Annotated in this window: 21 protein-coding genes; 14 read left to right on the plus strand and 7 right to left on the minus strand. The window is 58.5% G+C overall.

What is annotated here, in order from left to right; all coding sequences use genetic code 11:
• Positions 1-6: 6 nt before the first annotated feature.
• Positions 7-258 (minus strand): hypothetical protein, encoded by a 252-nt coding sequence (locus GN112_RS19175; protein ID WP_155311693.1) that lies wholly within the window; start codon positions 256-258, stop codon positions 7-9.
• A gap of 381 nt (positions 259-639) precedes the next feature.
• Here GN112_RS19175 and GN112_RS19180 point away from each other — a divergent pair, with 381 nt between their 5' ends.
• Genes GN112_RS19180 through GN112_RS19190 form a run of 3 tightly spaced genes read left to right on the plus strand, consistent with a single transcriptional unit; the run spans position 640 to position 4,472 of the window.
• A complete protein-coding gene (locus GN112_RS19180; RefSeq protein WP_173179757.1) occupies positions 640-2,538 on the plus strand; it encodes an adenylate/guanylate cyclase domain-containing protein in 1,899 nt (632 codons plus the stop codon).
• Entirely contained in the window at positions 2,525-3,325 is an 801-nt protein-coding gene (locus GN112_RS19185; protein WP_231713906.1) for an RluA family pseudouridine synthase, read from the plus strand. The genes GN112_RS19180 and GN112_RS19185 overlap by 14 nt, the downstream gene beginning before the upstream one ends.
• Positions 3,326-3,380: 55 nt before the next feature.
• On the plus strand, positions 3,381-4,472 hold the full coding sequence (locus GN112_RS19190) for a class I SAM-dependent methyltransferase (RefSeq protein ID WP_155311695.1): 1,092 nt from the start codon (positions 3,381-3,383) through the stop codon (positions 4,470-4,472).
• 8 nt (positions 4,473-4,480) lie between these two features.
• On the opposite strand, the gene GN112_RS19195 is transcribed toward GN112_RS19190, so the two are convergent.
• Positions 4,481-4,735: a hypothetical protein gene (locus GN112_RS19195; protein WP_155311696.1), complete on the minus strand. Its 255-nt coding sequence runs from the start codon at positions 4,733-4,735 to the stop codon at positions 4,481-4,483.
• Positions 4,736-5,022: 287 nt separating this feature from the next.
• On the opposite strand from GN112_RS19195, the gene GN112_RS19200 reads away from it, so the two are divergent.
• The 4 genes from GN112_RS19200 to GN112_RS19215 all read left to right on the plus strand — a co-directional run bounded on the left by GN112_RS19200 (position 5,023) and on the right by GN112_RS19215 (position 8,146).
• Positions 5,023-5,391: a hypothetical protein gene (locus GN112_RS19200; RefSeq protein ID WP_155311697.1), complete on the plus strand. Its 369-nt coding sequence runs from the start codon at positions 5,023-5,025 to the stop codon at positions 5,389-5,391.
• A 14-nt stretch (positions 5,392-5,405) separates the two neighbouring features.
• Complete coding sequence (locus tag GN112_RS19205) at positions 5,406-5,723, plus strand: hypothetical protein (RefSeq protein ID WP_155311698.1); 318 nt, start codon at positions 5,406-5,408, stop codon at positions 5,721-5,723.
• A 148-nt stretch (positions 5,724-5,871) separates the two neighbouring features.
• A complete protein-coding gene (locus GN112_RS19210) occupies positions 5,872-7,725 on the plus strand; it encodes a heavy metal translocating P-type ATPase (RefSeq protein ID WP_162459016.1) in 1,854 nt (617 codons plus the stop codon).
• 13 nt (positions 7,726-7,738) lie between these two features.
• Complete coding sequence (locus GN112_RS19215; protein WP_155311700.1) at positions 7,739-8,146, plus strand: MarR family winged helix-turn-helix transcriptional regulator; 408 nt, start codon at positions 7,739-7,741, stop codon at positions 8,144-8,146.
• 210 nt (positions 8,147-8,356) lie between these two features.
• Here the strand turns inward: GN112_RS19215 and GN112_RS19220 are convergent, their stop codons facing one another.
• The gene (locus GN112_RS19220; protein ID WP_231713908.1) at positions 8,357-9,787 is read right to left on the minus strand and encodes an MFS transporter; all 1,431 of its coding nucleotides are present in this window, start codon (positions 9,785-9,787) and stop codon (positions 8,357-8,359) included.
• A gap of 402 nt (positions 9,788-10,189) precedes the next feature.
• On the opposite strand from GN112_RS19220, the gene GN112_RS19225 reads away from it, so the two are divergent.
• Positions 10,190-12,175, plus strand: a complete 1,986-nt coding sequence (locus GN112_RS19225; RefSeq protein WP_162459017.1) for a hybrid sensor histidine kinase/response regulator — start codon at positions 10,190-10,192, stop codon at positions 12,173-12,175.
• A gap of 16 nt (positions 12,176-12,191) precedes the next feature.
• Here the strand turns inward: GN112_RS19225 and GN112_RS19230 are convergent, their stop codons facing one another.
• Complete coding sequence (locus tag GN112_RS19230) at positions 12,192-15,833, minus strand: DUF3683 domain-containing protein (RefSeq protein WP_231717067.1); 3,642 nt, start codon at positions 15,831-15,833, stop codon at positions 12,192-12,194.
• A 285-nt stretch (positions 15,834-16,118) separates the two neighbouring features.
• On the opposite strand from GN112_RS19230, the gene GN112_RS19235 reads away from it, so the two are divergent.
• The 6 genes from GN112_RS19235 (at position 16,119) to GN112_RS19260 (ending at position 22,421) form a co-directional block, all read left to right on the plus strand.
• Positions 16,119-17,087, plus strand: coding sequence for a TAXI family TRAP transporter solute-binding subunit (locus tag GN112_RS19235; protein WP_155311702.1), 969 nt, complete (start codon positions 16,119-16,121; stop codon positions 17,085-17,087).
• A gap of 15 nt (positions 17,088-17,102) precedes the next feature.
• Positions 17,103-17,663 carry a DUF1850 domain-containing protein gene (locus GN112_RS19240; RefSeq protein WP_162459018.1) on the plus strand — a complete coding sequence of 187 codons (561 nt, stop codon included), beginning with the start codon at positions 17,103-17,105 and terminating at the stop codon, positions 17,661-17,663.
• A gap of 17 nt (positions 17,664-17,680) precedes the next feature.
• Positions 17,681-19,663 (plus strand): TRAP transporter permease, encoded by a 1,983-nt coding sequence (locus GN112_RS19245; RefSeq protein WP_155311704.1) that lies wholly within the window; start codon positions 17,681-17,683, stop codon positions 19,661-19,663.
• Between the two features lie 22 nt (positions 19,664-19,685).
• Entirely contained in the window at positions 19,686-20,744 is a 1,059-nt protein-coding gene (locus tag GN112_RS19250; protein ID WP_155311705.1) for a 4Fe-4S binding protein, read from the plus strand.
• A 149-nt stretch (positions 20,745-20,893) separates the two neighbouring features.
• The gene (locus GN112_RS19255; RefSeq protein ID WP_155311706.1) at positions 20,894-21,295 is read left to right on the plus strand and encodes a Rieske (2Fe-2S) protein; all 402 of its coding nucleotides are present in this window, start codon (positions 20,894-20,896) and stop codon (positions 21,293-21,295) included.
• A gap of 10 nt (positions 21,296-21,305) precedes the next feature.
• Entirely contained in the window at positions 21,306-22,421 is a 1,116-nt protein-coding gene (locus tag GN112_RS19260; protein WP_155311707.1) for an NADH:flavin oxidoreductase, read from the plus strand.
• A 36-nt stretch (positions 22,422-22,457) separates the two neighbouring features.
• Here GN112_RS19260 and GN112_RS19265 read toward each other — a convergent pair whose 3' ends face one another.
• Genes GN112_RS19265 through GN112_RS19275 form a run of 3 tightly spaced genes read right to left on the minus strand, consistent with a single transcriptional unit; the run spans position 22,458 to position 25,481 of the window.
• Complete coding sequence (locus GN112_RS19265) at positions 22,458-24,254, minus strand: DUF3137 domain-containing protein (RefSeq protein ID WP_162459019.1); 1,797 nt, start codon at positions 24,252-24,254, stop codon at positions 22,458-22,460.
• A gap of 53 nt (positions 24,255-24,307) precedes the next feature.
• Entirely contained in the window at positions 24,308-24,865 is a 558-nt protein-coding gene (locus GN112_RS19270; RefSeq protein WP_155311709.1) for a LemA family protein, read from the minus strand.
• Between the two features lie 10 nt (positions 24,866-24,875).
• Entirely contained in the window at positions 24,876-25,481 is a 606-nt protein-coding gene (locus GN112_RS19275; protein ID WP_162459020.1) for a DUF3617 domain-containing protein, read from the minus strand.
• Positions 25,482-25,568 lie beyond the last annotated feature (87 nt).

Raw genomic sequence — 25,568 nt, forward strand, 5'->3', positions numbered from 1 at the left:
TTGTTTTTAAAAAAACTCCTCGATCTTTTTAAACCCATCGTCCACAGACTGTTTGTATGTTTCGCGGCCCTTTTTAAAGGCACCCACCCATTCCTGGACAGCTTTCTTGCCTTCCTCGGGCAACCAGGTCGCCTGGCTCAATATGGTATTGGCCATGGCTTCCGTCTGATCCTGTACCATGATCATGGCATTGTAGGCATTGTTGAAAGCGGATTTGTTGAAAGTCACCATCTGTTTGAACACCTGTTTCTGATCCATCTGTTCCTCCGTTAGTTATTTATTTATGTTTCTGGTTTAAATCTACTATAGAGCTTCGTTCAGGGATGTCAACGCCAAAATGTTGCAATGCACAAAAAAGTTTGCTGCGGTATCGGGCCGTTGGAATGGCCGGCCTGTCCGCGTCTATCGCGTTGTCTATACACCTCAACGGGCGGCGCGCTGGAATATCCTGGACATTGAACGATACTGTATAAAATCAGACGGCCACGCGGTACCCGGGTTTGACTTGTCAGGATCAGTGGGGTATCAGATGGCCAATGTTTTTGTGTCCCTGCGAAAGGCCAGCCAATTATGTGTTGCTCTACATCTCATGCTGAAATCGATGAGGCGTTATCGACGGGCCGCCATTGCGGTGGTCCCTTGATACCGCAGGTCCAGTGCCGCCAATGTCGGAACATGAACCGGCCGGAGAGCCGGTTTTGTGACCAGTGCGGCCATTTCCTTCCATCGGATGCCGATCGGCAACACGAGTCCCTGAAAAGTGAGAGGAAGCATGTGGTGGTCCTTTTTTCGGACATCTGCCACTATCGGGAAATCATCCGCCGCGTCGATCCGGAAGATATCCGGGAGGTCACCCGCCATCTCTTCCAAGAGTCGGTCAACATCATCGAGCGCTACGGTGGATATATCGACCGGATGCTCTGGGACGGTTTAATGGCCGTTTTCGGCATGCCATGCACCCATGAAGATGATGTTGTCCGGGCTATTCGGGCGGCGCTGGATATTCGGCGCATGGCCGAACGGCTGGGAAGGGCCGAGGCGGGGTGCATCGGTGAACCGCTTTCCATGCGGTCGGGGATTGCCTATGGGCTGGTGGTCACCGGGGTCACGCAAAAAGAGAGCGGACGACCCGGCCTTACCGGGGATACGGTCAATCTGGCTGCCCGGCTCAGGGATCTGGCCTCGCCGGGAGAGGTTCTTGCGGAAAGCGGTACTTTCTCCTCGGCGGCCGGATTTTTTCGTTTTGAGGCGCTGCCTGCGGTCGCGGTGAAAGGGCGGGAGGCGCCGATTGCGGTTTTCCGCGTGGCAGATGCCGTGGTTCGGCCGGAGAAGGTCCGGCGGGTTCACGGGCTCAAAACCAGATTGATTGCGCGAGGGCGTGAATTGAAGCAGATGAGGGATGCCGCCTTGCGTCTTCACAGGCAGGCAGGGACGGTGCTGACCATCTGCGGTGATGCCGGTACCGGAAAAAGCCGTTTGATTGCCGAGTTCAAGGCATCGACCCGTCGGTCGAGGATCTGCTGGCTGGACGGCTATGCCTATACGTATACCCGTGCCGTTCCCTACTACCCGTTTATCGATATGCTCAATCGGTTTTTCGATATTGACGAGGCCGATGGTGATACGGTGATCCTGCAAAAACTCCATGCCGGTCTCGGTCGGTGGGTGGCCGATGGGGATACGGTGGCCTCTTATCTGGCCGGCTTTTATACACCCTCATCGCTTGAAACCGTAGTTTCCGATCAGGAAGTTTTCAAGTCCCGGCTTCAGCAGGCCGTCACCTGCCTTCTGTCGGTGCTTTCCCGTAAGGCGCCCACGATTGTCTGCCTTGAGGATCTGCACTGGGCGGATCCGTCCTCCCTTTCCCTGATTCGTTGTATTCTCAGGGAGCCGGGCCTGCCCCTGATGTTTGTGATCAGTTACCGGTCATCGTTGAATTTTGCCCATGGGGAGAACGGCGAACGTGTCTCCCATGCCTGGGAGCATATTCATTTGCGTGATCTGGATGTTGCCGCATCAAGGGCGATGGCTCAGTCGCTGATCGGAACCCGTGCGATTCCGGAAGCCCTTGACCATTACCTGACCAGCCGGGTGGCGGGAAACCCCTTTTTTATCGAAGAAGTGATCAACGCACTGATCGATGCCGGGCGTCTGAAACGGATCGGCAACCGGTGGCATTTCGAGGACATGGTCGCCATTCCGGATCTCTCTTCGACCATCAACAGCATCATCCACTCCCGTCTGGATCGGCTGGGCCGCAACGCCAAGGCCATCCTGCAGGAGGCCGCCGTCATCGGGCGGGTTTTCCACCTGACACTGCTTCGGCGGATTACCGATTTTCCGGAAGTGCTAACGGCCTGCCTGGATCAGCTGGCCGGGCAGGGCCTGATTCGTCGCCAGGCGGATCCGCACGAGCCGGTTTACCGTTTCAATTATGGCATTGTCCAGGAAGTGGTGTATAACGGAATTTTGAAAAAGGAGCGGCGGACCATTTACGAAAAGATCGCCCGGGTACTGGAGTCCGATGGCCGTCCATAAAAAACGATTCGACGCGGCCCGGCCCAATATCATGCAAACGCAATCATCCACGCCGGTTGTCATCGGCGGCGTTGATGTTCCGCTACCTGTGGTGGGCTGCGGCCCGCGTTGGCTGGTGGTGGAGAAACCCTGTGGGATGAGTATCCACAACGATCCGGGGCAGGATCTCTGTTCCCTGGTGCATATGGCGGTAAAGGCCGGCCAGGTGCCGGTTGTCGACCGCAATATGCCCGGGGTTCATGCTGTCCACCGCCTCGATCGGGATACCAGCGGCATCGTGCTTTTGGCCGGAGACAGCCAAACAGGTGCATTCTTTGGTGCCCAGTTTGCTGCCCGAAGCGTGCACAAACGCTACCTGGCAATGGTTCACGGCATGCTGCCGACCGATGCCGGCTGGCGCACGTGGCACTGGCCGCTCACCGATGCAGCCGGTGGCCGCAAAAATCCTGTGGGCAGGGGAAAACGGAAGCCCTGCACGACCCGTTGGCGGGCACTGGAGACCAGTGACCACTATTCACTGGTGGAATGCGAACTGTTGAGCGGCCGCAAGCACCAGATCCGGCGGCATGCCTGTCTGGCCGGGCATGCGGTGGTGGGTGACCGGCGTTACGGGTCGGTACGTTCCCTGGAATTTGTTTCCCGGCAATGCCATTTCAGCCGGATGGCCTTGCATGCCCACACGCTGAGCTTCCGGCTTCCCGGTGAGACCGGTATGAAAACCTTTGCTTCCGGCGGCTTGCCCGATGCCATGCAGCACCTTTTGGCGACCGACCGGAAGGAACATTAGCGGGGCATTCTCATGGAAAACGGTTTAAATTGAGTGTGGATTCGAAGGAGAACAGATGCAATCAGCCGAACCAACCAAAAGCTTTCCGGAGAAGATGATCGATATTCTCAACTACGGTTCCCTTAATCTGGCCATGGGCCTGGGGTACCGGGCCGGCCTTTTCGATATCATGGATGCCGAAGTGAGGCCCCGCAGCGCGCAAGAAATCAGCCGGCAGGCCAATCTCAACTGCCGCTACGTGAACGAGTGGCTGGGGATCATGGTGTGTGGCGGTATCGTCGAACTGGTGCCGGGAGACGACGGCACCGAGCGATTTTTTCTACCCAAGGCCCACGGCGATCTGCTTGCCCGTCGGGCCGGCAGCGGCAACCTGGGCGTTTACACCCAGGAGATTCCACTGCTCACGGTCAGCGCCATGGAGCGGGTCTTCCAGGGATTTCTCAGCGGTGAGGGGATCCCCTACGAACAATACCCCGATTTTCACGATTTCATGGGGCAGTTGGGCGATGCCAAGCATCGGCAGGTGCTGGTGGATGTTTTTCTGCCGTCGGTGGACAACGGCCGACTGGTCGACGCCCTCCGGCGAGGGATCGAGGTCTGTGACCTGGGATGTGCTCAGGGTGTGGCGACCCTGGTGATGGCCCAGGCGTTTCCGGCCAGTCACTTTACCGGTATCGACATCAGCCGTGAGGCTTTGGAGACGGCCCGTTCCGGAGCCCGTGACGCCGGGTTGGAGAACATCCGCTTCGATGTGCGCGATGCGGCCGAGCTGCGTCATCCCAACGAATTGTCCGGAAATTTTGACTACATCACCGCCTTCGATGCCATCCACGATCAGACCCGCCCCCTGGAAGCCCTTCAGGGGATTTATGAAATACTGAAAGCGGATGGCGCCTTTTCGATGATCGACATCGCTGCGGAAAGTGGCATCGGAGGCAACCGCAGTCATCCCATGGGGGCGTTTCTCTACACGGTCAGCCTGATGCACTGCATGCCGGTGGGGCTGGTGGATGGCGGTGCTGGCCTGGGGATGATGTGGGGCCGTCAGCAAGCCGAAAAAATGCTTGGCGAGGCCGGATTTGGTCAGGTGACTGTGGCGGAAATCCCCAACGACCCTTTTAACCTGCACTTTTTCTGCCGTAAATAAGGGGGCAATCAGCGCCGTATTTTCGGTGAATAGGTCAACTGCGGGGGGGGCGTGGGCTTCGGTGATTGGCGATCAGGTTCAACAACATCCAGCGCCTGCCTGGATTTTTCAAGGCCTTCCCGCGACAGGGTGACCCGATCGACAATCCCAAAGGGATCGTCCTCCCGGCCGCGTTTCCCGTCGGCTACCGGGTTCGACCGCGGTGCCCGTTCGATCGGTAGAATTTTCTGGTTGTCTACAATGATGTAGGGGGGTTCATCCATCGACAGTCTTTCCGTACGGTATTTTTTTTAACCGGTTGCTACAATTATAGATCTGTTTTTGACGGGACCGTTACAATCATTTTCCAGAATCGGAAAATTGCTACCATATTTCAGACGCTGCCACAAGTGATGTGACGACCGTATTTACAATCTGTTTTTGACTACCAATCAATGCTGAACACTGATAATTGACGGGCCAGAAATAACTGCAGCAAGACGGTTTCGACTGCAACTATTAAATTTTTTACGGAAAACAGACAATCCTAAGAAAAGAGGAGGTTTATGCGATGAAATTCGTGGTGTATCTGTTGGGTTTTGCCTGGGTTGCCGCCGGCGCAATTGCAATCCTTTACACGGAGGACTACAAAGCGTATCTCAAAAGCGTATTGACCCGGCTGGATCGCATCTGGCTGGCACTGGTGCCGGCGGTTGTGGGACTGCTCCTGCTGATCGGCGCAGCATCCACGTCCCATGTCGGATTTGTTGGCCTGATCGGTGTTCTCGGCATCGTTAAGGGCGTTCTGATCTACTTCAATCCCCGCGGCCTGTTCGAAACCAGTCAGGCCTGGCTGGACAACCTGAATGACCAGGGGTATCGCCTGATGGGCATCCTTGCCCTGATTTTCGGTACCGTGGTCATTTCCTGGATCAAGTGATCCGTTAAATCTGGATGATCGAACTGCTGCTCACCATCCCGGCGCTGGGCGCCGGCCTGTCCCGGTGCCGCGGCATCCATCTTCCGGCAACCAAAATCATTCCCACGGTGACCCTTGCGGTCGCCGCTGCTGGTCTCTGCCTGATCGGGATTTACCCGGATACTCTTTTCGCCCTGTTATGGCTCTCTCCACTGCTCATCGTCCTTTCCTTCCAGGCGCTGACCGGGCGGCCGACCCCGCTGCACCCCTTGACGCGTGGCGACTGGCGGCCCCTGGTGGCAGAGACGCCCCTGGTGGGAGATCCATTCTCCGCTGCCGCGGTGAAGGCGTGAGCCCGTCGCGTTTTTACCGACACGGGGATTTTTCCGCGTGCCCGGTAGATGGGCGATATGTCTGTTGACATTCGTTTGATCTTCTGATTGTTTGATGTTCAAGATAACCGAGTTTCAAACAATGAGGCCGGGCTGTGGAGGCAAGAGCATGATCGGACGGTATGGCGACCTGTCGGTATACAAGGCGGTTTTTCAGTCAGCGGATTTTTACCGTATCATGGCCGGTGGCATTCTGATTCCGGCGGGCTATTTGTTATCACGGGGCGATGCCTGGGGAAGCCCGATGAATTTTCCAGCCGGTCTGGCCATCTTCAACCTTTGCCTGATGCTCTCCGTGGCGATCAACGGACTGCCGATCATTGCCGGTGCCCTCAAGGGCATCTTCCAGCGAAAAGTCAACGTCGACGAACTGGTCAGCATCGCCATCGTTGCCTGTGTGCTGAACGGCAACTTTTTCGAGGCGGCCCTGATCAGTTTCATTATGGTCCTGGGTGCGTTTATCGAGGAGACGCTGAGCAGCAGGGCCAGGCGTTCAATCGAAAGCCTGGTCAAGGTCAACCCGCACACGGCTCTGATTGAAACCGGCAGCCGCCAGCGGATAAAAAAGATCGGTGAGGTCCGTGTCGGCGAGACCGCCGTGGTCAAGGCCGGCGAGGTCATCCCCGTCGATGGTGAGATCATCATCGGCACCGCATCCATCGACGAATCCCTTCTGACCGGTGAGTCGCTGCCTGTTTCCAAAGGTGTGGGGGACGATTTGTCTGCCGGGACCCTGAACCTCGACGGATATCTCAAGGTGAAGGTCAAGCGAACGGGCGATGATGCGACCATCGGCCGGATCCTCGACCTGATTCACCAAGCTGAGAACAGCAAGGTCGGCAGTGCACGGATCGTTGACCGTTACGCCGCCTATTTTACCCCCTTGATCGTTGGCATCGCCGTGCTGACTTACCTGATCACCCGGGATATCACGCGATCCATTGCCGTTTTGGTGGTGGGGTGCCCCTGTTCGTTCCTGCTGGCCGGGCCGGTGGCCACCGTCGCGGCTGTCGGCCGGGCGGCCAAGTCGGGCATTATGGTCAAGGGCGGGGTCTACCTTGAGAAGATTGCTCATGCCGGGACGTTTTTTTTCGACAAGACCGGTACCCTCACCGCCGGAAAGCCGATGGTCACCGCGATCCGGCCAGCCGACGGATTCTGCGAGGATGCGCTGCTGGCGTTTGCCGCAGCGGTGGAACGGGGTAGCACGCACCCCATTGCCGCAGCAATTTTAGACCAGGCGGCCAAACGGGGCATCCTGCAACGAACAGCCGGCCAGATATCGGTCATCCCCGGTTTCGGGGTCAACGGCATCGTGGACGGGAAGTCGGTGGGGGTTTTTGCCGGCAGTACCGGTGCCACCGGCGGAGAAACACGCATTCAGGTCGTCGTTGATGGATTGCCGGCCGGCGAGATCGATCTCTTCGACCCTCCTCGGCCGGAGGTTGCCGAAACCGTCAGACACCTCATCGCCCTGGGGGCCGAGAGAATCGCTATCCTTTCGGGGGATTCCGCAGCGGCCGTCAGGCGCATCGCCGACGCCGTGGACATCGCCGATTACCGGTCGCGGCTCAAACCCGAGGACAAGCTGTCCACGATCGAAGCCTCGTCCGCCCTGAATCCCGTCTTTACCGGAGACGGAATGAACGACGCCCCGTCGCTGAAGGCAGCCGCCGTGGGCATCGCCATGGGCTTGCGCGGATCGGATATGGCGCTGTCCACGGCCGATATCGTCCTGATGAACGACACCATCGCACTGCTGCCGTTTCTGATCCGTTTGAGCCGAAAGATGACCCGGACGATAAAAATCAGCATCGCGGTCAGTCTTATGATCAATCTGGTCGCGATCGCTTTCGGTGCCGCGGGAATGCTTTCGCCGATCATGGGCGCGGTGACGCATAATATCGGATCGATATTCGTTGTCACACTGTCATCGTCGATTGTTTTTACCCGGGAAACCTGATGGAGAGGTGTTCATGAACGCGCTGTCGGACCTGATCATCGAATTTTATGAAAAATTGTCATCCTGGGAACAGTCCGTCGTCGAGGGCAGCGGCATCACCCTGCCGCAGATGCATACCATCGAGATCCTCGGCGTCAACAGCATGATCAAAATGAAAGATCTGGCTTCCAAAATGGGAGTGACCACCGGTACCCTGACGGTGATGATTGACAACCTGGAGAAAAAAGGGCTTGTCCAAAGAATTCAAAACCCGGCCGACCGGCGTTCCTACGTGATCCAGTTGACCGAAAAGGGGACCGAACACTACCAGCGCCACTCCGACTTTCACCTGAAATTGACCCGTGAATGCACGGCCAATTTCTCGGAGGCGGAAATAAGGACCTTCGACACGCTTCTGCGGGAATTTATCCGCCACATCTGAGAGCCTGTTTGAGAAGTCTGGATCAGGCCCGATAACAAGGCGGAAAGTGGCTCAAAAGCGGAGCATATATGTAATATGTGAGCATTTTGAGATACTTTCCAACGCCGTTAGCGGGCTTTAGACGGATTTATCAAACGGGCTCTGAGGGTCTCACCGAAGCGATTCAACAAAACCCGCAAACGAATCCCGATGATGGTGAGAAATGAAGTCTTATTCACCCTGTGGATGACGCAACCGCCCCCGGAACATGGAGAAGAAAATGCCGATGGTGCACAAACCTGCCGAAATCGTAAACACCGTCCGAACACAGGCCAGGAAACGGTCGTAGTTCTGCGGTTCGATGGTCCGGTGGCCGACCAGCAGGGTCAGCACCACGGTGGCAATCGCCATGCTGGTCATCTGGCCCATCAGCCGCATGGTCGCCACGGTACCGGAAGCAATGCCGTAATCCTTTTTTTCAACGGCGCCCATGATGGCGCTCATGTTTGGGGAGGAAAAAAGCCCGAATCCGAAACCGAGCAGCACCAGGTTGCCGATGATGCCGCCAATGGCGCTGCGTGTGTGCAGCTGCGTGAAGACAAGCATCCCGGCAACGGTGACAACCATTCCCCAGGTGGCCAGAAGACGCGGTTGGATGCGATCCGAGAGCCGCCCGGCAATGGGTGAGAAGATTGCCATGATGACCGGCTGGGCCATGAGCACCGTGCCTGCGGTCTGCGGGGGCATACCCTTGATGTACTGCAGGTAGAGGCTCATCATGAAGGTGAGGGCGAAGGTGGCTGCATAATTGAGCAGGGCGGCAAGGCTGGAGAAGGTGAACGTCCGGTTGTTCAGGAACAGAGACACCTCGAAAACCGGATCGGTGGCCCGTTTTTGCTGCAAAAAGAAAAGCATCAGCCCCAACAGGCCGGCAAATGCCAGACCGGACCCGGTTGCCGACGGCAGCAGCGAGGCCCCGTACACCAGCGCGAGAATGGCGGCTGCATAAATCAGACATCCGATGATATCCAGACGCTGGTCACGGGCATCGGCCCACTCCCCCTTGAGGAAGGCGCGGGTCATTGTGATGGAGCCGAGCCCCAGCGGCAGCATCACTGCAAAAATACTGCGCCAGCCGAGCTGCTGGGTCAGGAAGCCACCCAGAAAAGGCCCGACCGATAGCCCCACATAGACCGCCGACACATACAGCCCGATGGCCCGGCCGCGCTTCTGGGGCGGGAAAATGGATGTCAGAATGGCCATGCCGGTGGTTACGAACATGCCGGCTCCCAGCCCCTGGACCACCCGCAAAAAGATAAACCCGGCAGTCGTTCCTGCAAAGGCCGCGGCTGTCGATCCGGCGGTGTAAATGAGCAGACCGGTACTGAAGATTTTTTTGCGGCCGTAAATATCGGCGATCTTGCCTGCCGGGACCAGGCCAACCGCCATGGCCAGCAGGTAGGATGTGGCCACCCAGCTCAACTGGACGGCGTTCATGGCCATGTCCTGCTGGATCGCCGGCAGGGCGACGTTGACCGACGAAATCATGAACGGTCCCATGAAAGAGGTCAGGGTGGCCACGAAAATGGCCGAGCGCTCAAGGGCCGATTGCCGCTTTGAGTCAGACGAAGGCATTATTTTGGGAGTGGCGCGTGAAGACATTTCAAATTCCGCTCTGCTGAAACGATGATTTCTCCGGTCACTGGGATCAAGACCGCCGCCCTTCGACCCGACCACGATTTTCGAGCCTGTCGATCAGCCGAACCCTGGATACGTTGTTTTTATTGTAATTGTTAATAGTTACCTAGCTAACTATTTGGCGGATGTTTGTCAACGCTTTTCCCTGATGCGTCGCGTGCCCGATAGATTCGCTTAAGCGCCGGTTCGAAGAACCCGTCTGAAGCCGCTAACGGCATTGGAATCCGACGACCATGCCCACCGCCTGCATGCATGTTCCGCTTTCGGGCCGGCCCGATTCGATACGCTGTTCTTAACTGCGGAGTTGTGGTAAATTTGGCGGTCTTGAAGGAAATCGCCAATCGAAATGCTTGAAAAGGAATGCCGATGCCCCTGTCCGACGAGCCCACCGACGAAACGCTGAACACGCGTGACCGTGAGATGGAAGACCGGCTAAAGACCCTGATCCGCATTCTCCCCGACCTGATCTGGCTGAAAGATCAGCAGGGGGTCTACCTGTTCTGCAATTCGCGCTTCGAGGCTTTTTTCGGTGCCCGGGAGGAGGAGATTGTCGGCAAGACCGACTATGATTTCGTGGACCGGGAACTGGCCGACTTTTTCCGCCGGCATGACGAAATGGCCGTTGATAAAGGCGGACCCAGCAAAAACGAGGAGGAGGTCGTCTTCGCCAGCGATGGCCATCTCGAAATTCTCGAAACGATCAAAACGCCCATGTTCCGGAGTGACGGCAAGCTCCTGGGCGTGTTGGGAATCGGCAGGGATACGACCCAGCGCAAACGGGCAGAGGAAAACCTGAAGCGGTCACGCGTCCGTTACCGAAAACTCTACCGGGAATCCCTGCAGCGGGAGCAGCTTTACGAATCGCTGCTCAAATCGGTTCCCGACGCGCTGGTGATTTATAACCTTGAAGGAGAGGCGACTTACATCAATCCCGCATTTACCCGTACGTTCGGCTTCAGTCTTCAGGATGTCGAGGGCAAACGGATCCCCTTTGTCCCGGAAAGCGAAAAGGAGAAATCCCTGGCCGGGATCCATGAGGTGCTCGACGGTAAGCCCGTGACCGGCATGGAGACCCGGCGCCTGACCAAGGACGGCCGTTTGCTGGATATTGTACTGAGTTCATCGGCCTATGATGACCATGCCGGCAGGCGGGCGGGAATCGTTGTCTTTTTAAGGGATGTCACCCAGATCAAGCAAACCGAAGGGCAGCTCCGCCAGGCACAGAAAATGGAATCCATCGGTCGCCTGGCCGGAGGGGTGGCCCACGATTTCAATAATATGCTGAATGTGATTCTGGGTTATACGGAGCTGGAGCTGAGCCAGTTGGACGACACCCAACCGATATTCACCACCCTGCAGGAAATTCGCAAGGCGGCGCAGCGCTCGGCGGATCTTACCCGCCAACTGCTGGCCTTTGCCCGCAAACAGACCGTTTCCCCTACCGTGCTGGATCTGAACGAGACCCTTCAGGGCATGCTGAAAATGCTGCAACGGCTGCTGGGTGAGGATATCGATTTGATCTGGCGGCCGGCCCTGGATTTGTGGCCGGTGAGAATCGATGCCTCCCAGATCGACCAACTGCTGACCAACCTTTGCATTAACGCCCGGGACGCCATCCGGGATGTCGGCAAAATCACCATTGAAACCGGAACCACGACATTCGATGAGGCCTATTGCCGCGAGCATCGGGGGTTTGTACCAGGTAGGTTTGTCGTCCTGGCGGTCAGCGATGACGGCTGCGGGATGGACAGGGAGACGGCGGATAAAATTTTCGAGCCCTTTTTTACCACCAAAGGGGAGTCCAAAGGAACGGGCTTGGGGCTGTCCACCGTTTATGGCATCGTCAAACAGAACCATGGCTTCATCAATGTATACAGTGAACCGGGGGACGGGACCACCATCAGGATCTACCTGCCATGCCACGCAGGGGCAGATATTCCGCATCCCCAGGCCACGCTGGAAACGCTTCCCCAGGGCCAGGATGAAATGATCCTGGTGGTCGAAGACGAGCCGTTGATACTGAAACTGGCCGAGAAATTATTGAAAAGTCTGGGCTACCGGGTGCTGTTGGCCAAGAACCCGAAAGAGGCCCTGAGGATCGCCGAGGGGCATACCGACCGCATTGCCCTGGTGCTCACGGATGTGGTCATGCCGGAACTGAACGGCCGCGAACTGGCCGAGCGCTTGAAAGTTCTTTCTCCCGGAATAAAGTGTCTCTTCATGTCCGGATACACAGCCAATGTGATCGCCCATCACGGTGTACTGGACGAAGGCGTGACGTTTATTCAGAAGCCTTTCTCCAAAAAAGATCTGGCCATTAAGGTCAGGGAGGCCATGGATCGACATGGATGATCCGTGAAGGCCAGCCTTATATAGTTACCACCACTGCCCGGGCAAGCCAGGCGCGGGCCTTTTTCAGCCAGGCACTGCCGTCCGTGCCGATGGCCAGTTCTTCGGTTAAATGGCGGACGGAGAATCCCAGATTCTGGTTGCGCCCCAGGCCGGTGAGGCATGACGGGCAGTTGGTCAGCACGATGGTGCTGCGCGTGGGGGTGTCTGCGAGCAGGGGGCGGAAGGCATCGGCCTTGCGCGCACGCATGGCTGCGGCGATATCGGGCCGGCTCAGGGCCAGGGTGCCGGCTTCACCGCAACAGTGCGGCACGACGCTGACCGGATGACCCAGGCTTCCCAGAAGGGTGTCCGCCGTGCCGTCCAGGGAGTCGTGGCAGGGGGCGTGGTAGAGGCATGGGCCCGGAATGGCGGCGTTCAAGCCGCGTTCAAGCGCCAGGCGGCTGACGTCGGTCAACGGGCAGCCGAAGATGGCCTCCGCCTGCATGCCGGCCAGGGCTTCCCGGCAGGTCCCGCAGCTGACCGCCACGGCGTCGAAGGTCAGGTGGCCGAAACGCTCGCGGATCTGGTTCAGGATGACCGCCGTGCGCATGGCCTGACGGCGGTGCATGTCGGCCTTGGCATTGACCTGGGCCGGAAAGCCGCAGCACAGGAAGGGGGGCGGCAGGATGACGCGCAGGCCGGTGTGGACCAGAATGTGGATCGCTGCCAGAGCGATACGGGCGATCATCCGCTCGGAGCCGCAACCCGGAAAGTAGAACACCGTGCCGCGCGCCGGCTCCTCGGGTTCGACCACCACGGCCTGATGGCGGCCGCACGCCGGCAGGCGGCCGAACAGGGTGCCGGCCGGAACCGGCGGCATGGGCGCGCGCAACAGATCGAGCCCGGCTGCCCGGATGGCGCCGCCGCCGCCGGGCAGCCGGTTGAGCAGCCAGGCAGCGCTGCGCTGCATCCGGCTGCCGGCCCACAGGGCCGTGGGCCGCAGGATGGCATTGGCCGTCTTCGAGCGATTGTCCAGGTAGGCCAGGGCCAGGGCCGTGGGCGGAGCGGTATGGCGGTACCGGCGTGCCGTGAGGATTTGGCGCTCCAGGATCGAGACGGCACCCGAATCGATGTCCACCGGGCAGGGCGGCTGGCATTTGTGGCAGATGGTGCAGTGATCGGCCACCTGGCCGAGGTATTTCAGCGCGTTGAACCCGGTGCTGCGAAAACGCTGGGTTTCCCACAGGATCGCCTCGATGAGGGCCACCACGGCAAGATTCTTGTTGCGCGGGTGGAAAAAGAGATTCTCCTGGGGATGGAACACGCAGCAGGGCGTCTTGCAGCGGCCGCAGCGCACACAACCGGAGATCATTTCGGCCAGCTGCTCCAGTTCCGCATGCCGCAGGATGCTGGCTTCCAGCTCCAGCAGGTTGAAAGAAGGGGCGAAGACCAGTTGCGGTGCCCGCGGGTCACTGAGCTTGCCCGGGTTCATGATCCCGTCGGGATCCACCTGACGGCGGTAATCCGCAAGGGCGTCAATGCGGCTTTCGTCCAGGTATTTGAATTTGGTGAAACCGATGCCGTGCTCCCCGCTGACCACCCCATTGAGTTCGATGGCCTTGGCCATGACCGCATCGGCGGTTTCGGCGGCCCGGATCATCATTTCGCGGTCATTGGCAAAGACCGGAATATTGACGTGGATGTTGCCGTCACCGGCATGCATGTGGGTGGCGATGACGATCAATTTGGAGCGGGTGTCGGCGACGATTTCGTCGATTTCATGGTTGATTTTCACGTAGCCGCTGAACAGTTCGGTCAGTTCTCCGCGCAGCTGTCGGATGTGGGTTTCTTCCTGCAGATGGTGTTTGCCGGACAGGCGGATGCGCTCCAGGGTCTCCATGAGCAGGGTTTTTGCGGCGGGTCGTTTGGCGGCCAGCCATTCCGGGTCTTCCAGGGGCTGGGCGGTCTCCAGGTGGGCGCCCAGGCGGAAAACCAGGTCACGCTGATTTTCGCGCTGCTCCTCGGCATTGATATCGTCGGCAAACTGGGCGAACTCGGCCAGGGCGTGGATGGGCAGAACAATGTCCTCGTTGAGTTTGAAGGATCGGGTGCGTCTGGCGATGGCTCCCAGCCGCTTGCGGTCACGCCAGTAACGCTCGGCCTCCTGTTCGTTTTCGGCCACGAAAAGGTGGGTGTTGGCGTAGGCGGCCATGAGCTGCGCAAGTCGATCCAGCCCGCGTCGGATCTGTTGGTCGTCGTGCCCGACCATATCCACCAGCAGGACCGCCTTGGGCGGATCCTGGCGGGGCGCCTTGACCTTGTAGCCGATGGCGCGCACGTAGGCATCGTCGAAGTGCTCCAGGGCCATGAGCGTTTCCTCGCCGCGATTGGCGAAGGCGTTGCAGATGGCGGCGATGGCCCGGCTGGCCTCGTCCATGTCTTCGCCGAAAAATTCCAGGCAGCAGGTGGCCTGCCTCGGATAGGCCCGGTGCAGGATGAAACGGGCCGAGGTGATGATGCCGTCGGTGCCCTCCTTCTGAACCCCGGGCAATCCGGACAGGGCCTTGTTGGTGATATCCTTGCCCAGGCCGGCTTTGCGGACATCCAGGCCGTCAAGGTTTACTTCGCGGACGCGGTGGCCGGTGTCGTCCAGCACATCGAAGCGGATCCGGTCTTCGGGTCGGATCCGGCGCAGGCTGTGTGCCGACCGTTTTACCATGTAAAGGCGTCCATCGGGCATGGCGATGCTGAAAGCCAGAAGGTTGTCGATGGCCGTGCCCCAAAGGACGGCGGTCTTGCCGCCGGCGTTTTCGGCGATATTGCCGCCGATGGTGCAGGCCCAGGCGCTGGTGGGATCGGTGGCGAAGATCAGGCCCTGCTGTTTGGCCGCGTCCATGGCCGCACGGGTGATCACGCCGGCTTCCAGGTGAATCACCGGCACCTGGCGGGTCTTTTGGTCCGGCGTGCTGATCGACACGGTTTCGATCCCGTGAATGCGATTGAGCTGTTCGGTGTTGATGACCACACAGCCCGCTTCAAGGGGAACGCTGCCGCCGGTCAGCCCGGTTCCGCCGCCCCGGGGGATCACTTTGAATCCGGCGTCGGAGAGGGCACGGATCGTGCCGGGAACCTGATCCTCGCAGGTGGGACGGGCCACGGCCAGCGGCAGGCTCAGCCGCCAGTTGGTGGCGTCGGTCACATGGGCGTTGATGCTGAACGGATCGGTGAAGATGTTCCGGCGGCCGATCAGGGGCGCCAACCGCCGGACAATCCGGCGTTGACTGTCGCGGATCTGGCGGATGCCGGCTTCGCTCTCCGCCAGGGACCGGCGGCAGGCGTCCATGACGGCCGTTGACGCGGGCTCACCGGAAGCCGCCGCTTTTTCGGCCATGGCCAGATCCTGGCGCACGGCGTCGAAAAACTGATTCCGGCGCTGGCTGGATTCAATCAGCTCGTTGCGGACGAAGGCATTTCGCCGCAGCATGAACAGGTCGCCGAAAAAGCGCAGCAGGGGGCGCAACGCTGGGCCCTTTCGTTTCAGCAGACGACTTTTCCGGAGTTGGCCAAAGCCCGCCTCGCCAATGATCAGGCGGATGATCTGATGGTCATCGGCGGAGGTGTAATTAAAAGGTATTTTTCTGATATCGTTCCCTGACATATTGGCGGCCCTGTTACCCATTTAAAAAACCGGTTCCAAATCACAAATCCGATCAATTGGCAACCGTCCTATTTGAAAATGCTGATCACGATCGTCCGTGACACTGGCTCATTTATCGGGATTCCCGGTTACGTTTGACGGGACCGTGGTTATTGAACCGCGCACCGGTTGACAAAAAATTATTCATGCACCATTCTAAATGAATAAAAATCATAGAATGATTAAACGGCAATAAAACGAAGGTATCTCTTTTTCGGCGTCAACCGAATACCTGTAAGCTTATTCAACAAGGGGAGGGTTACGGACATGAAACGCACAAGCATGGCAGTTCTGTTGGTTTTCGTTTTGGGTCTGATGGCCGTACCGGCGATGGCCAGAACCACGTTTATCGGTATCGGCACCGGTGGCACCGGAGGGATCTATTATCCCTATGGCGGTGGTGTGGCCGAGATTTGGTCCAAGCACGTCAAGGATGTCAAGGCCGTGGCCGAGGTGACCGGGGCCAGTGTGGAAAATGTCAAGCTGGCCCACAAGGGCGAGACCGTCATCGGCGAGGTGATGGGTGATGTCGCCGTCGCCGGCTACAATGGGACGGGGAAGTTCAAGGGCAAGAAAAACGACATTTTCGCCATGGCCATCATGTACCCGAACCTGCTCCAGGTGGTGGCGTTGAAAAGCTCCGACGTAACGGACATCACCCAGGTGAAAGGACGCAGCATCAGCACCGGCAGTCCCGGCAGCGGTACCAATTTCATGGCCGAAGGGGTGCTCAAGGCGCTCAATATTTCCCCCGACAGTTACAAGGACAGCCGGCTCTCCTTCACCGAAAGCGCCAATGCATTGCGGGACGGGACCATCGAGGTGGGGACGTGGTCGGTGGGGCCCGGCACCAGTTCCATCCTGGACCTCTCCACGACCCACGACATCCGCATCATCGGTTTTACTCCCGAACAGACCGCTGCCGTGCTGGCGGCCAACAAGACCTATTCGGCCGTTGACCTGGCCGGCGGCGTATACCGCGGTGTCGACGAGGCCGTTCCCACCATCGGAGTGTGGAACGTGATGATCTGCCAGGCGTCGCTGGATACTGACCTGGTCTATCGGCTGGTCAAAGCCCTGTTCGAGCACAACGACTACCTGAAGAAAATCCATCCGTCGGCCGTTTACACCACGCCGGAAAACGCGGTTAAATATTCGCCGATTCCCCTGCATCCGGGCACGATCAAGTATCTGCAGGAGAAGGGCGTCGCGGTGCCGGACAAATTGAAACCCTGATTGCGGATGATGACCATGCAAAACCATCGTGTTGCCATTACCAGCGTTGTCTTGACCGCTCTGATCGCCCTCGGTGTGCTGCTCAGACCCGGAGGCCTGGAGCTTCGTGTCGTTCCGGTTGACGGGGGGCCGCCCTTGGCGGTGCTGCCCCTCGCCGCTGGTGAACCGTTTACCCTGCAATACTACCATTCGGTGGAAAACGCGCCCATTTGGGAGGTGCACACACTGGATCCGTCGGGCAGCATCTTTATCGAAGAGGAGCGCTACCTGAAGTTCGGTGCGGGCATGGGCAAGATGCCCGGCGTGGGCCGTATGGTCAGGCAGGGACCCTATGAATCGATTGTGGACATGCACATGCGCACGGGAAATTTCGTTCTGCGCATCGGCAGTCCCGGGGTGGACCATATGCTGCTCTGGCGTGGCACCCAGACCAATCTGAGCACCCTGGCCCCCCATGCGGCGGTGCAGTTTTGCGGTCGCTCGATTTCCCGGTTCTATGCCCTGTGGCGGCAGGTGTTTCCCCACCGGGCCACACCGCCCGGCATTGCCGACGGCCACCAAACCCCATCCACCTGATAGAAAGCACCGATTGAATGGCCACCATCGATCCTGCAGCTGATTTGCCCAGTCATCCGGCCCTGGCCACCGTCACCGCCCGAATTGTTATGGTGGTGGCGGTCTGCCTGAGCCTTTATCAATTGTACACCGCCGGGATTGCCGCCCTCACCGCCCTGGTCCAACGCTCCATTCATCTGGGGGCCATCCTGACCCTTACCTTTCTGCTCAGGCCTCCATTCTCGACCGCCCGCAAGGACCGCCTGAACCTGTGGGTGGTGGTGGATGGGGTGCTGGTGGCGGCGGCGATTTTCTGCACGGTCTATATCTGCGTCAATCTGACCGCCATTTTCGAGCGCCAGGGGGACTGGCTGCCCATGGACCGGCTGGTGAGCATTCTCGGAACGCTGCTGGTGCTGGAAGCCTGCCGCCGGGTGATCGGGGTTTTTATGTCCGTCATCTGCGTGGTGGCCATGCTGTATGCCTACTTCGGACCGTACATGCCCGATCTGATCATCCACAAGGGCTACTCCGTCGAGCGCATCGCCACGACCCTGTGGCTGACCACCGAGGGAATTTTCGGTCTGCCCATCGGGGTGGCCGCTACCTTCGTGTTTGTTTTCGTACTCTTCGGCGCCTTTCTGGAGACCACCGGCGGGGGAAGTTTTTTCATCGAGATGGCCTACGCCCTGACCGGCCACTTTTCCGGCGGCCCGGCCAAAACATCCGTGGTGGCTTCCGGTTTCATGGGCTCGGTATCCGGCTCTGCCGTGGGCAATGTGGTGGCCACCGGCTCCTTTACCATCCCCATGATGAAGAAGGTCGGCTACCGTCCCCATGTGGCCGGCGCCATCGAGGCGGCAGCCTCCACCGGTGGCCAGTTGATGCCGCCGATCATGGGAGCCGGTGCTTTCCTCATGGCCGAATTCACCAATATCAGCTACCTGACCATCATCAAGGTGGCCCTGGTGCCGGCGATCATGTACTACGCCACGCTGCTCTTTTTTGTCCACTACGAGGCCAAGAAGTACGGCCTGGAAGGACAGCCCAGGGAGGAACTGCCCCGGGTGGGTCAGGTGTTCAAAAGTGGCCTGCATTTCGTCATCCCGGTGGTGATCCTCATCTATGTGCTGGTCAACAACTACTCCCCCATGATGGCCGGTTTCGTGGCCGTGATCAGCACGGTAGCCGCCAGCCTGCTGGCCAATGCCGTGCGCTGGCAGATAGCGTCGGCAACGGATCCTTCGTGCCCGTCGCTGGCCGCATTCGCCGGCGGTGAATTGCAAAGTATTGTTCAGGCGCTGGAAAAGGGGGCCACAAGCGCCATCATGGTTTCGGTGGCCTGTGCGGCCGCCGGCATCATTGTGGGTATGGTGACGCTGACCGGCATGGGGCTGAAATTTTCCAGCCTGGTGCTGGACCTGAGTTACGGCATCGAGGTGCTGGCGATTCTTTTGATCGGCCTCGCCTCCTTGGTGCTGGGCATGGGATTGCCCGTCACCGCCAGTTACATCGTTCTGGCCACCCTGGCCGGCCCGGCCTTGCTGGACATGGGCGTGCCGCTGATGGTCAGCCACATGATCGTGTTCTGGTATTCCCAGGACGCCAATGTGACACCGCCGGTGAGCCTGGCCAGTTTCGCCGGGGCCGGTGTGGCCGGCGCCAACCCCATGAGTACAGCCTTCACCTCATGGAAGCTGGCCAAGGGCCTCTATATCATTCCCATCATCATGGCCTACCGCCCCCTGCTGGGCATGGGTGAGCATTATGAACTGCTGCACTGGCCGGTGGTGTGGTCCATGGTGGCCACCATGCTGGGACTCATCGCCTTTGCCTCGGCCCTCGAGCGCTTCTTCATCCGCCGGGCTACCTGGCCGGAAACCCTGCTTTTCTGGCTGGCTGCCGCCGGTTTTCTCTGGCCCACCTACTGGGCCGACGGTCTGGGTCTGGCCGCGTTTGTCCTGGTGGTGCTGCTGCAGAAGGGACGGCGCGGAGAGACCGCCACCGGACAACAAATTTGATTTTTCCACCAAGGAGCGCCCCATGAGTGGCATCTACAAGCAACTGGCCATCTTTCTGGACCACCTGCCGGCCGGCTATCCCGCCACCGAAAGCGGTGTCGAACTGAGAATTCTCAAACGGCTATTTTCTCCCGAGGAAGCCGAAGCCGCCATGACCCTGACCATGATTCCGGAACCGGTGGCGGGAGTGGCGGCGCGCAACGGACGGGATGCAACCGAGTTGGAAAAGCAGTTTGCCGAAATGGCGGACAAGGGCCTGGTCTTCCGGATTTCCAAGCGGGGCAAAATCCTTTACAGTGCGGCCCAGTTTGTCATCGGGATCTGGGAGTACCACCTCAACAGCCTGGACGAGGGACTGGTCGCGGATGTCAACGAATACATGCCTGCACTTTTGAAACAGGGCTGGCTGGATGTCAAAACCAAACAACTGCGTGTGGTGCCGGTTTCCAAAAGCCTTGCCGCCGGCATGGCGGTCACGCCCTATGAAGCCGCCGAAGCGATCCTCAATGCCCAATCCAAAATTGTGGTTTCCGACTGCATCTGCCGCAAGGAACAGAAACTGATCGGCAAGGGGTGCGACAAACCCATGGAGACCTGCTTCTCCTTTGGTGCCGCGGCCTTTTACTATGAACGGAACGGTCTGGGGCGTTCCATCGACAAGGCCGAAGCCCTGGAGATTCTCAAGTCCGGCGTGGAGGCCGGTCTGGTGCTTCAGCCGGGCAACCAGCAGAAAACCAGCAATATCTGCATGTGCTGCGGCTGCTGTTGCGGCATTCTCAAGAACCTCAAAACCCTGGACCGTCCGGCCATGGCCGTGCACTCGAACTATTTCGCCCGGGTGGACGATACGGCATGCACCGGCTGCGAAGCCTGTGTGGAGCGGTGCCAGATGGATGCCATCACCATGGACGACATCGCCCGGGTCGATCTGCAGCGTTGCATCGGATGCGGGCTGTGTGTTACCGATTGCCCTTCCGGGGCCATGCAGATCGTGGAGAAAAATGCCGACGACCGTTACGTCCCGCCCAAAAATATGCTCGCAACTTACATGAAGATCGCCCAGGAGCGGGGCCTGCGCTGATTTTTTCGGACGGTGAATGGAAAAACCGTCGTGTCTCGCTGGCATGGTCCTTTTTCGCTGCCGAAAACGGAGATGGCCCACGGACCTGTAAGAGCGGGCCATGCCAGCGACGAGATCCGATATGGAAAATCACCAAGGGAGAAATGACCATGAAATTTCTGAAACGACTGTTTGGCATTTGTGAAACTCCGTTGCCGGCCGATCCCTCGGCTTGGTCTCTTAACGGTAAAACAGTTCAGGTCGATTTGTCGCGAATGCCGGAACTGAACGCCCCCGGCAGCGGCGTGCGCCTGGAAGGCCAGGGTCTGGATCCCCGGCTGCTGGTGGTTCACAGCGACGACGGCCAGTATCATGCCGTGGCCAACCGCTGCGCCCACATGGGCCGGCGTATCGATGTTCTCGCCGGCAGCGGCCGCATCCAGTGCTGCAGTGTTTCCAAATCGACCTATACCTATGACGGCCAGCCCGTGAGCGGCGCGGCCAAATCGCCCCTGACCACTTTTCCGGTAGCACTCGAAAACGACACGCTCACCATCACCTTGAGAAAGTGAATCCTGTCATATGCAAACATCTCCCCTGTTCGAGTCTGCAACCCTTCATACACTGACCCTGCCCAACCGCTTCGTGCGCTCGGCCACCTGGGAAGGCATGGCCACGGAAAAGGGCGCGGTGACGCCCCGGCTGATCGACACCATGGCCGCCCTTGCCCAAGGCGGCGTGGGCCTGATCATCTCCGGGCATGCCTATGTCTCAGCGGAGGGCCAGGCCACGCCCTGGCAGCTGGGCATCTATGACGATGCCCTGGTTGACGGCCTGCGCCAGATGACCGATGCGGTGCATGCCGCTGGTGGGAGTATCCTTGCCCAACTGGCCCATGCCGGTAACTTCGCCCTGGAAAAGGCCATCGCTACCGCCCCCCGAGTGGTTTCCAATTTCGACGGCCTGGCAAAAACGCCGCGCCACGAGCTGTCCGCGGAGGAGATCGAAGCACTGAAAGGAGCTTTTGTGGCGGCGGCCCGGCGGGCCCTGGCGGCCGGCTTCGACGGCATCGAGTTGCACTGCGCCCACGGTTATCTGCTCAGCCAGTTTCTCTCCCCCTGGTTCAACCGGCGCACCGACGCCTATGGCGGATCCATCGAGAGCCGTGCGCGCATTCACGTGGAGATCATCCGGGCGATCCGTGCGGTCGTGGGTGCGGACTATCCCCTGCTGATCAAAATCAATTGTTCGGATTTCGCGGATGGCGGACTGACCGTGGAAGAGAGCATCTCGGCAGTCCGGCGGATGGTCCCCGCCGGCCTGGATGCCATTGAGTTGAGCGGCGGTCTGCTTACCGGCGGAACGCTCTCTCCCAGCCGGCCGGGCATCACCACCCCGGAGAAGGAGGCTTATTTCCGGCTGTCGGCCCGGGCGTTCAAGGAGGTCCTGGACGTTCCGCTCATTCTGGTAGGCGGCATCCGCTCTCCCGAAGTGGCCGAGCGCCTGCTGGCTGACGGCAGTGCCGATTTTTTCGCCATGTCCCGCCCGTTGATCCGGGAGCCCGACCTGGTCAACCGCTGGCAGACCGGCGACCGCAGTCCGGCCCTTTGTATTTCGGACAACCTGTGTTTCCGGCCGGGCATGATGGGCAAAGGCGTTTACTGCCTGACAAAAGAACGTATGGAAACCCAAAGATAAAGTGGCGTGACGACCAGCCTTCCGGCGCTTTTCTTTTCACCCCGCATTTCCAAGCGCCCGGGTCTGTTTGCGCCATCGGCTAAGCAGGAGCACCCCCATCAGGATAAAAAATCCGGAGAAAAAATACGGCACATAATTGAATTTCGCACCGCCCGGGATCAGCACCGCTTGCTTGGGTTTTTCGGGATTGTAGTAGACGGGAACCCTTTTTCCGACCGGATATCGGGCAACGACCTGTTTGGCATTGCCCGTTGAGGAAAACGAAAGTTTACCGGATTTATAGGTCTTACCGTCAATGAGATATTGATAAGTGACGTTTGGGTATTCCTTCACCGTCTTCTTTTTGTTGGTGCCCTCTCCGCTGGTGCTGGTCCGCTTTTTTATTTCCGACTGGATAATACTGCCGCTTACTGTCGGCCAGGATTTGCTGGCCAGGCTGGTTTGATAGGCACTGTAGCTGAACACGGCGATAACGATGCCAATGGCGGGAAAAAGGACGCCGCCGACCATCTTTTCCACGGATGGGGACATAAAGCCCCCCACGATAAAAAACAGACCGATCCCCAGGGTGATCAATCCGCCCATACCGACGCCGGAAAGCAGGAACGGCAAGGCGATCACCGCCAGCAGAATGCCAGCAATTCGCTTCAGCCAGCGTTTGGCCGTTTTGATTTTGGGCGCCATGGAGGTATCGGCCTTGTTGGCGAATTCTCTGAAAAGCGCCTTGGTCTCTTCTTCCGAATAGCGCTTCCGGCCGCCCTGGGGCGGCGGAGGTGTCGGCGGTACACCGGACGTCCCGGATTCCATGGCGGCATTGGCCGCGGCCACGGAGGTTGCCGCAAGCGCTGATTTTTGCGTCCATATGTGGGTGTTGAGATTCAACTGATCCACGATATCGACGACCAGTTTCAAATCGTCGTAATACTCCTGGATGTGGGAGATGTCGAGCAGGCTCTCTCTGATTCTGGGTTCGAACAGCTCTCTATTGAAGGCAATGGCCACATAGAATTTGGAATCCGAAAAGGAGAGCCGCATCTTTTTTTGGGCGCGGTTCTGGAAATCGACCAGCCGGCGCATCAGGCTGGTGGAAAGAATGTAGCGCGCCGCCACCTGATCCTGGCCGTAAACCACGAACAGCTTTTCGAAATCCGGGTCTTCCAGTTTGATCAGTTGGCCGTTCTGCACATTGAGGCTCTGGAGGGCCTGGCCAATATCGCCGAACAGCCGCTGAGCCGTATCCGGCAGGACGATGGTCGTCCCTTTGAAGGATTTGTTGAAATCGGCAACGAAGAGAAGTCCGTCGAAAATGGGGGTGATCTGTTTTTTCGTTCGATTCGTGCTGCTGGAACTCGAACTTTTCCGGATGATGTCGACCCGCTTGGCATGCACCTCCGAGAATTGGATGGCCGTCTCCCCCAAGGTGCCGCTCACCAGATCGTCCCCGCTGTATTCGCCGGGTTTGTCGGCAAACAAATGGCTGGCCATAAAGGCTTCCCTGGGCACCATACCGGCTTTGTCGTACCGCAGGCGCTGATCGACAAAGGCCACGATCCTGGGGATGATCCTGTCTTTGAAGCCCGTGTGGTAGTCCCGGTAGTACTTGATGTGCCAGAAAAAAAACGTAAAGAGGGCCGATAAAATGATAAACGTCAACCAGACCATGAGATAAAGATTGAGGCCGAACAGACCATGAACGAATAAAAACGCCAGATTGAGCGCCACGAAGATGACGATCGCCTGCACCAATTTCTTTTTTACGGTGAGCCGTTGCGCCTCCAGCGTTTCCAGGTCCGGCAACAGATCGGATTGGTAGAAGGATTCCAGTGATTGCATGTCTGCACCTTGCCATGATTTGGGATTGTTCAAATCGTAAGGGGTAGATTCTCTCATACATCCAGAAGCTGCCCTACATCCACATTCTTTCGTTCCTGGGTATCGATTTCGAAAAATACCTTCTGCTGATATCGCATCAAGCTGGCGACAATATTGCTGGGAAACATTTCCAGGGCGTTGTTGTAATCCTTGACCGAGGCGTTGTAGGCTCTGCGCGCCGCCGAAATCTGTTCTTCCACTTCGTTTAAGGAGGCCTGCAGGTTGATGAAATTCTCGCTGGCCTTCAGATCCGGATAGTTTTCCGCTGCAACCATGATTTTCCCGATGGCGCTGGATACTTCCCGGTCCATGGCCACGGTGTCCGCTTCGCTCATCTGGCCGGACATGACCTTGGCGCGCATCTCGGTCACCCGGGTAAGCACGTCGACTTCGTGCTGCATGTAGCGCTTCACCATCTTGCTCAGGTTCGGGATCAGGTCGAAACGCTTTTTCAGCAATACGTCGATGCTGGAAAAGGCAGTGGCCACCTGGTTTTTCTTGCCCACCAGGTTGTTGTAAAGCAGGATCAGAAGAAGAACGATGACACCGGCGATGACGATGGCGACGATCACGATGACCTCCCTATTTAAAAAGATTCTTGAAGAGGCCGCGCACGCCTTTGCGGACCTCTTGGGAAGTACTGTCCTTGACTTCATCCCGGGCAGCCTGCCCCACGTCCTTGGCGTCTTCGCTGATGGCTTCCCCGACGGCCGAGGGCTCGGAAGACGTCTGGGCGACAGGCTGCGGGGCCGACGCCGCCGTTGACGATCCGCTGCAGTTGCCGATCCGGCGCCCTGTGATGTGGTTGGTGAGTTTCATATTGGCGCTGCTGATCACCATGACCATGCTGCCCTCCATGGTGTCCCCATGATAGGTCACCTCGCCGGTGCCCTCCATCTGGCCGCCCTGGCCGCTACAGACAATCTCCCAGGAGGTGGTGTCCCCATTGGTGACAACATTCGATATCTGGCATTCCTGGGAGGCACCCTGACTCATGGGAACCAGATCGTCCGCGGTGATGCACTGGGTATGGGTTTCGGAAGGAACCTGCATGTTGCCAGCCCCCTCCATTTTGGTTTCGGTGGTGAATTCCCAGAGGCCGGGATTGATGTTGGGACCGGCCCAGGCATGGCCAGCCATCGGCAAAAGGACAATCATCAGTACAATAAGTCGTTTGCAGTTTTTCATAGAAGCCTCCTTCAACGGAAAATAGTAACGATTCACAGAAAATTTCTCATAATACTTCTTTTGCATGGGTCAAAAGTCTTCATCGAT

The organism is Desulfosarcina ovata subsp. ovata (genome assembly GCF_009689005.1).
GTDB classification, from domain to species: domain Bacteria; phylum Desulfobacterota; class Desulfobacteria; order Desulfobacterales; family Desulfosarcinaceae; genus Desulfosarcina; species Desulfosarcina ovata.

Bases quoted from the DNA above. Each gene is read 5' to 3' on its own strand.
- GN112_RS19175 (WP_155311693.1), bottom strand. From the start codon at position 258: ATGGATCAGAAACAGGTGTTCAAACAGATGGTGACTTTCAACAAATCC.
- GN112_RS19185 (WP_231713906.1), top strand. From the start codon at position 2,525: ATGGCCGTCCATAAAAAACGATTCGACGCGGCCCGGCCCAATATCATG.
- GN112_RS19190 (WP_155311695.1), top strand. From the start codon at position 3,381: ATGCAATCAGCCGAACCAACCAAAAGCTTTCCGGAGAAGATGATCGAT.
- GN112_RS19195 (WP_155311696.1), bottom strand. From the start codon at position 4,735: ATGGATGAACCCCCCTACATCATTGTAGACAACCAGAAAATTCTACCG.
- GN112_RS19200 (WP_155311697.1), top strand. From the start codon at position 5,023: ATGAAATTCGTGGTGTATCTGTTGGGTTTTGCCTGGGTTGCCGCCGGC.
- GN112_RS19205 (WP_155311698.1), top strand. From the start codon at position 5,406: ATGATCGAACTGCTGCTCACCATCCCGGCGCTGGGCGCCGGCCTGTCC.
- GN112_RS19210 (WP_162459016.1), top strand. From the start codon at position 5,872: ATGATCGGACGGTATGGCGACCTGTCGGTATACAAGGCGGTTTTTCAG.
- GN112_RS19215 (WP_155311700.1), top strand. From the start codon at position 7,739: ATGAACGCGCTGTCGGACCTGATCATCGAATTTTATGAAAAATTGTCA.
- GN112_RS19220 (WP_231713908.1), bottom strand. From the start codon at position 9,787: ATGTCTTCACGCGCCACTCCCAAAATAATGCCTTCGTCTGACTCAAAG.
- GN112_RS19225 (WP_162459017.1), top strand. From the start codon at position 10,190: ATGCCCCTGTCCGACGAGCCCACCGACGAAACGCTGAACACGCGTGAC.
- GN112_RS19230 (WP_231717067.1), bottom strand. From the start codon at position 15,833: ATGGGTAACAGGGCCGCCAATATGTCAGGGAACGATATCAGAAAAATA.
- GN112_RS19235 (WP_155311702.1), top strand. From the start codon at position 16,119: ATGAAACGCACAAGCATGGCAGTTCTGTTGGTTTTCGTTTTGGGTCTG.
- GN112_RS19240 (WP_162459018.1), top strand. From the start codon at position 17,103: ATGCAAAACCATCGTGTTGCCATTACCAGCGTTGTCTTGACCGCTCTG.
- GN112_RS19245 (WP_155311704.1), top strand. From the start codon at position 17,681: ATGGCCACCATCGATCCTGCAGCTGATTTGCCCAGTCATCCGGCCCTG.
- GN112_RS19250 (WP_155311705.1), top strand. From the start codon at position 19,686: ATGAGTGGCATCTACAAGCAACTGGCCATCTTTCTGGACCACCTGCCG.
- GN112_RS19255 (WP_155311706.1), top strand. From the start codon at position 20,894: ATGAAATTTCTGAAACGACTGTTTGGCATTTGTGAAACTCCGTTGCCG.
- GN112_RS19260 (WP_155311707.1), top strand. From the start codon at position 21,306: ATGCAAACATCTCCCCTGTTCGAGTCTGCAACCCTTCATACACTGACC.
- GN112_RS19265 (WP_162459019.1), bottom strand. From the start codon at position 24,254: ATGCAATCACTGGAATCCTTCTACCAATCCGATCTGTTGCCGGACCTG.
- GN112_RS19275 (WP_162459020.1), bottom strand. From the start codon at position 25,481: ATGAAAAACTGCAAACGACTTATTGTACTGATGATTGTCCTTTTGCCG.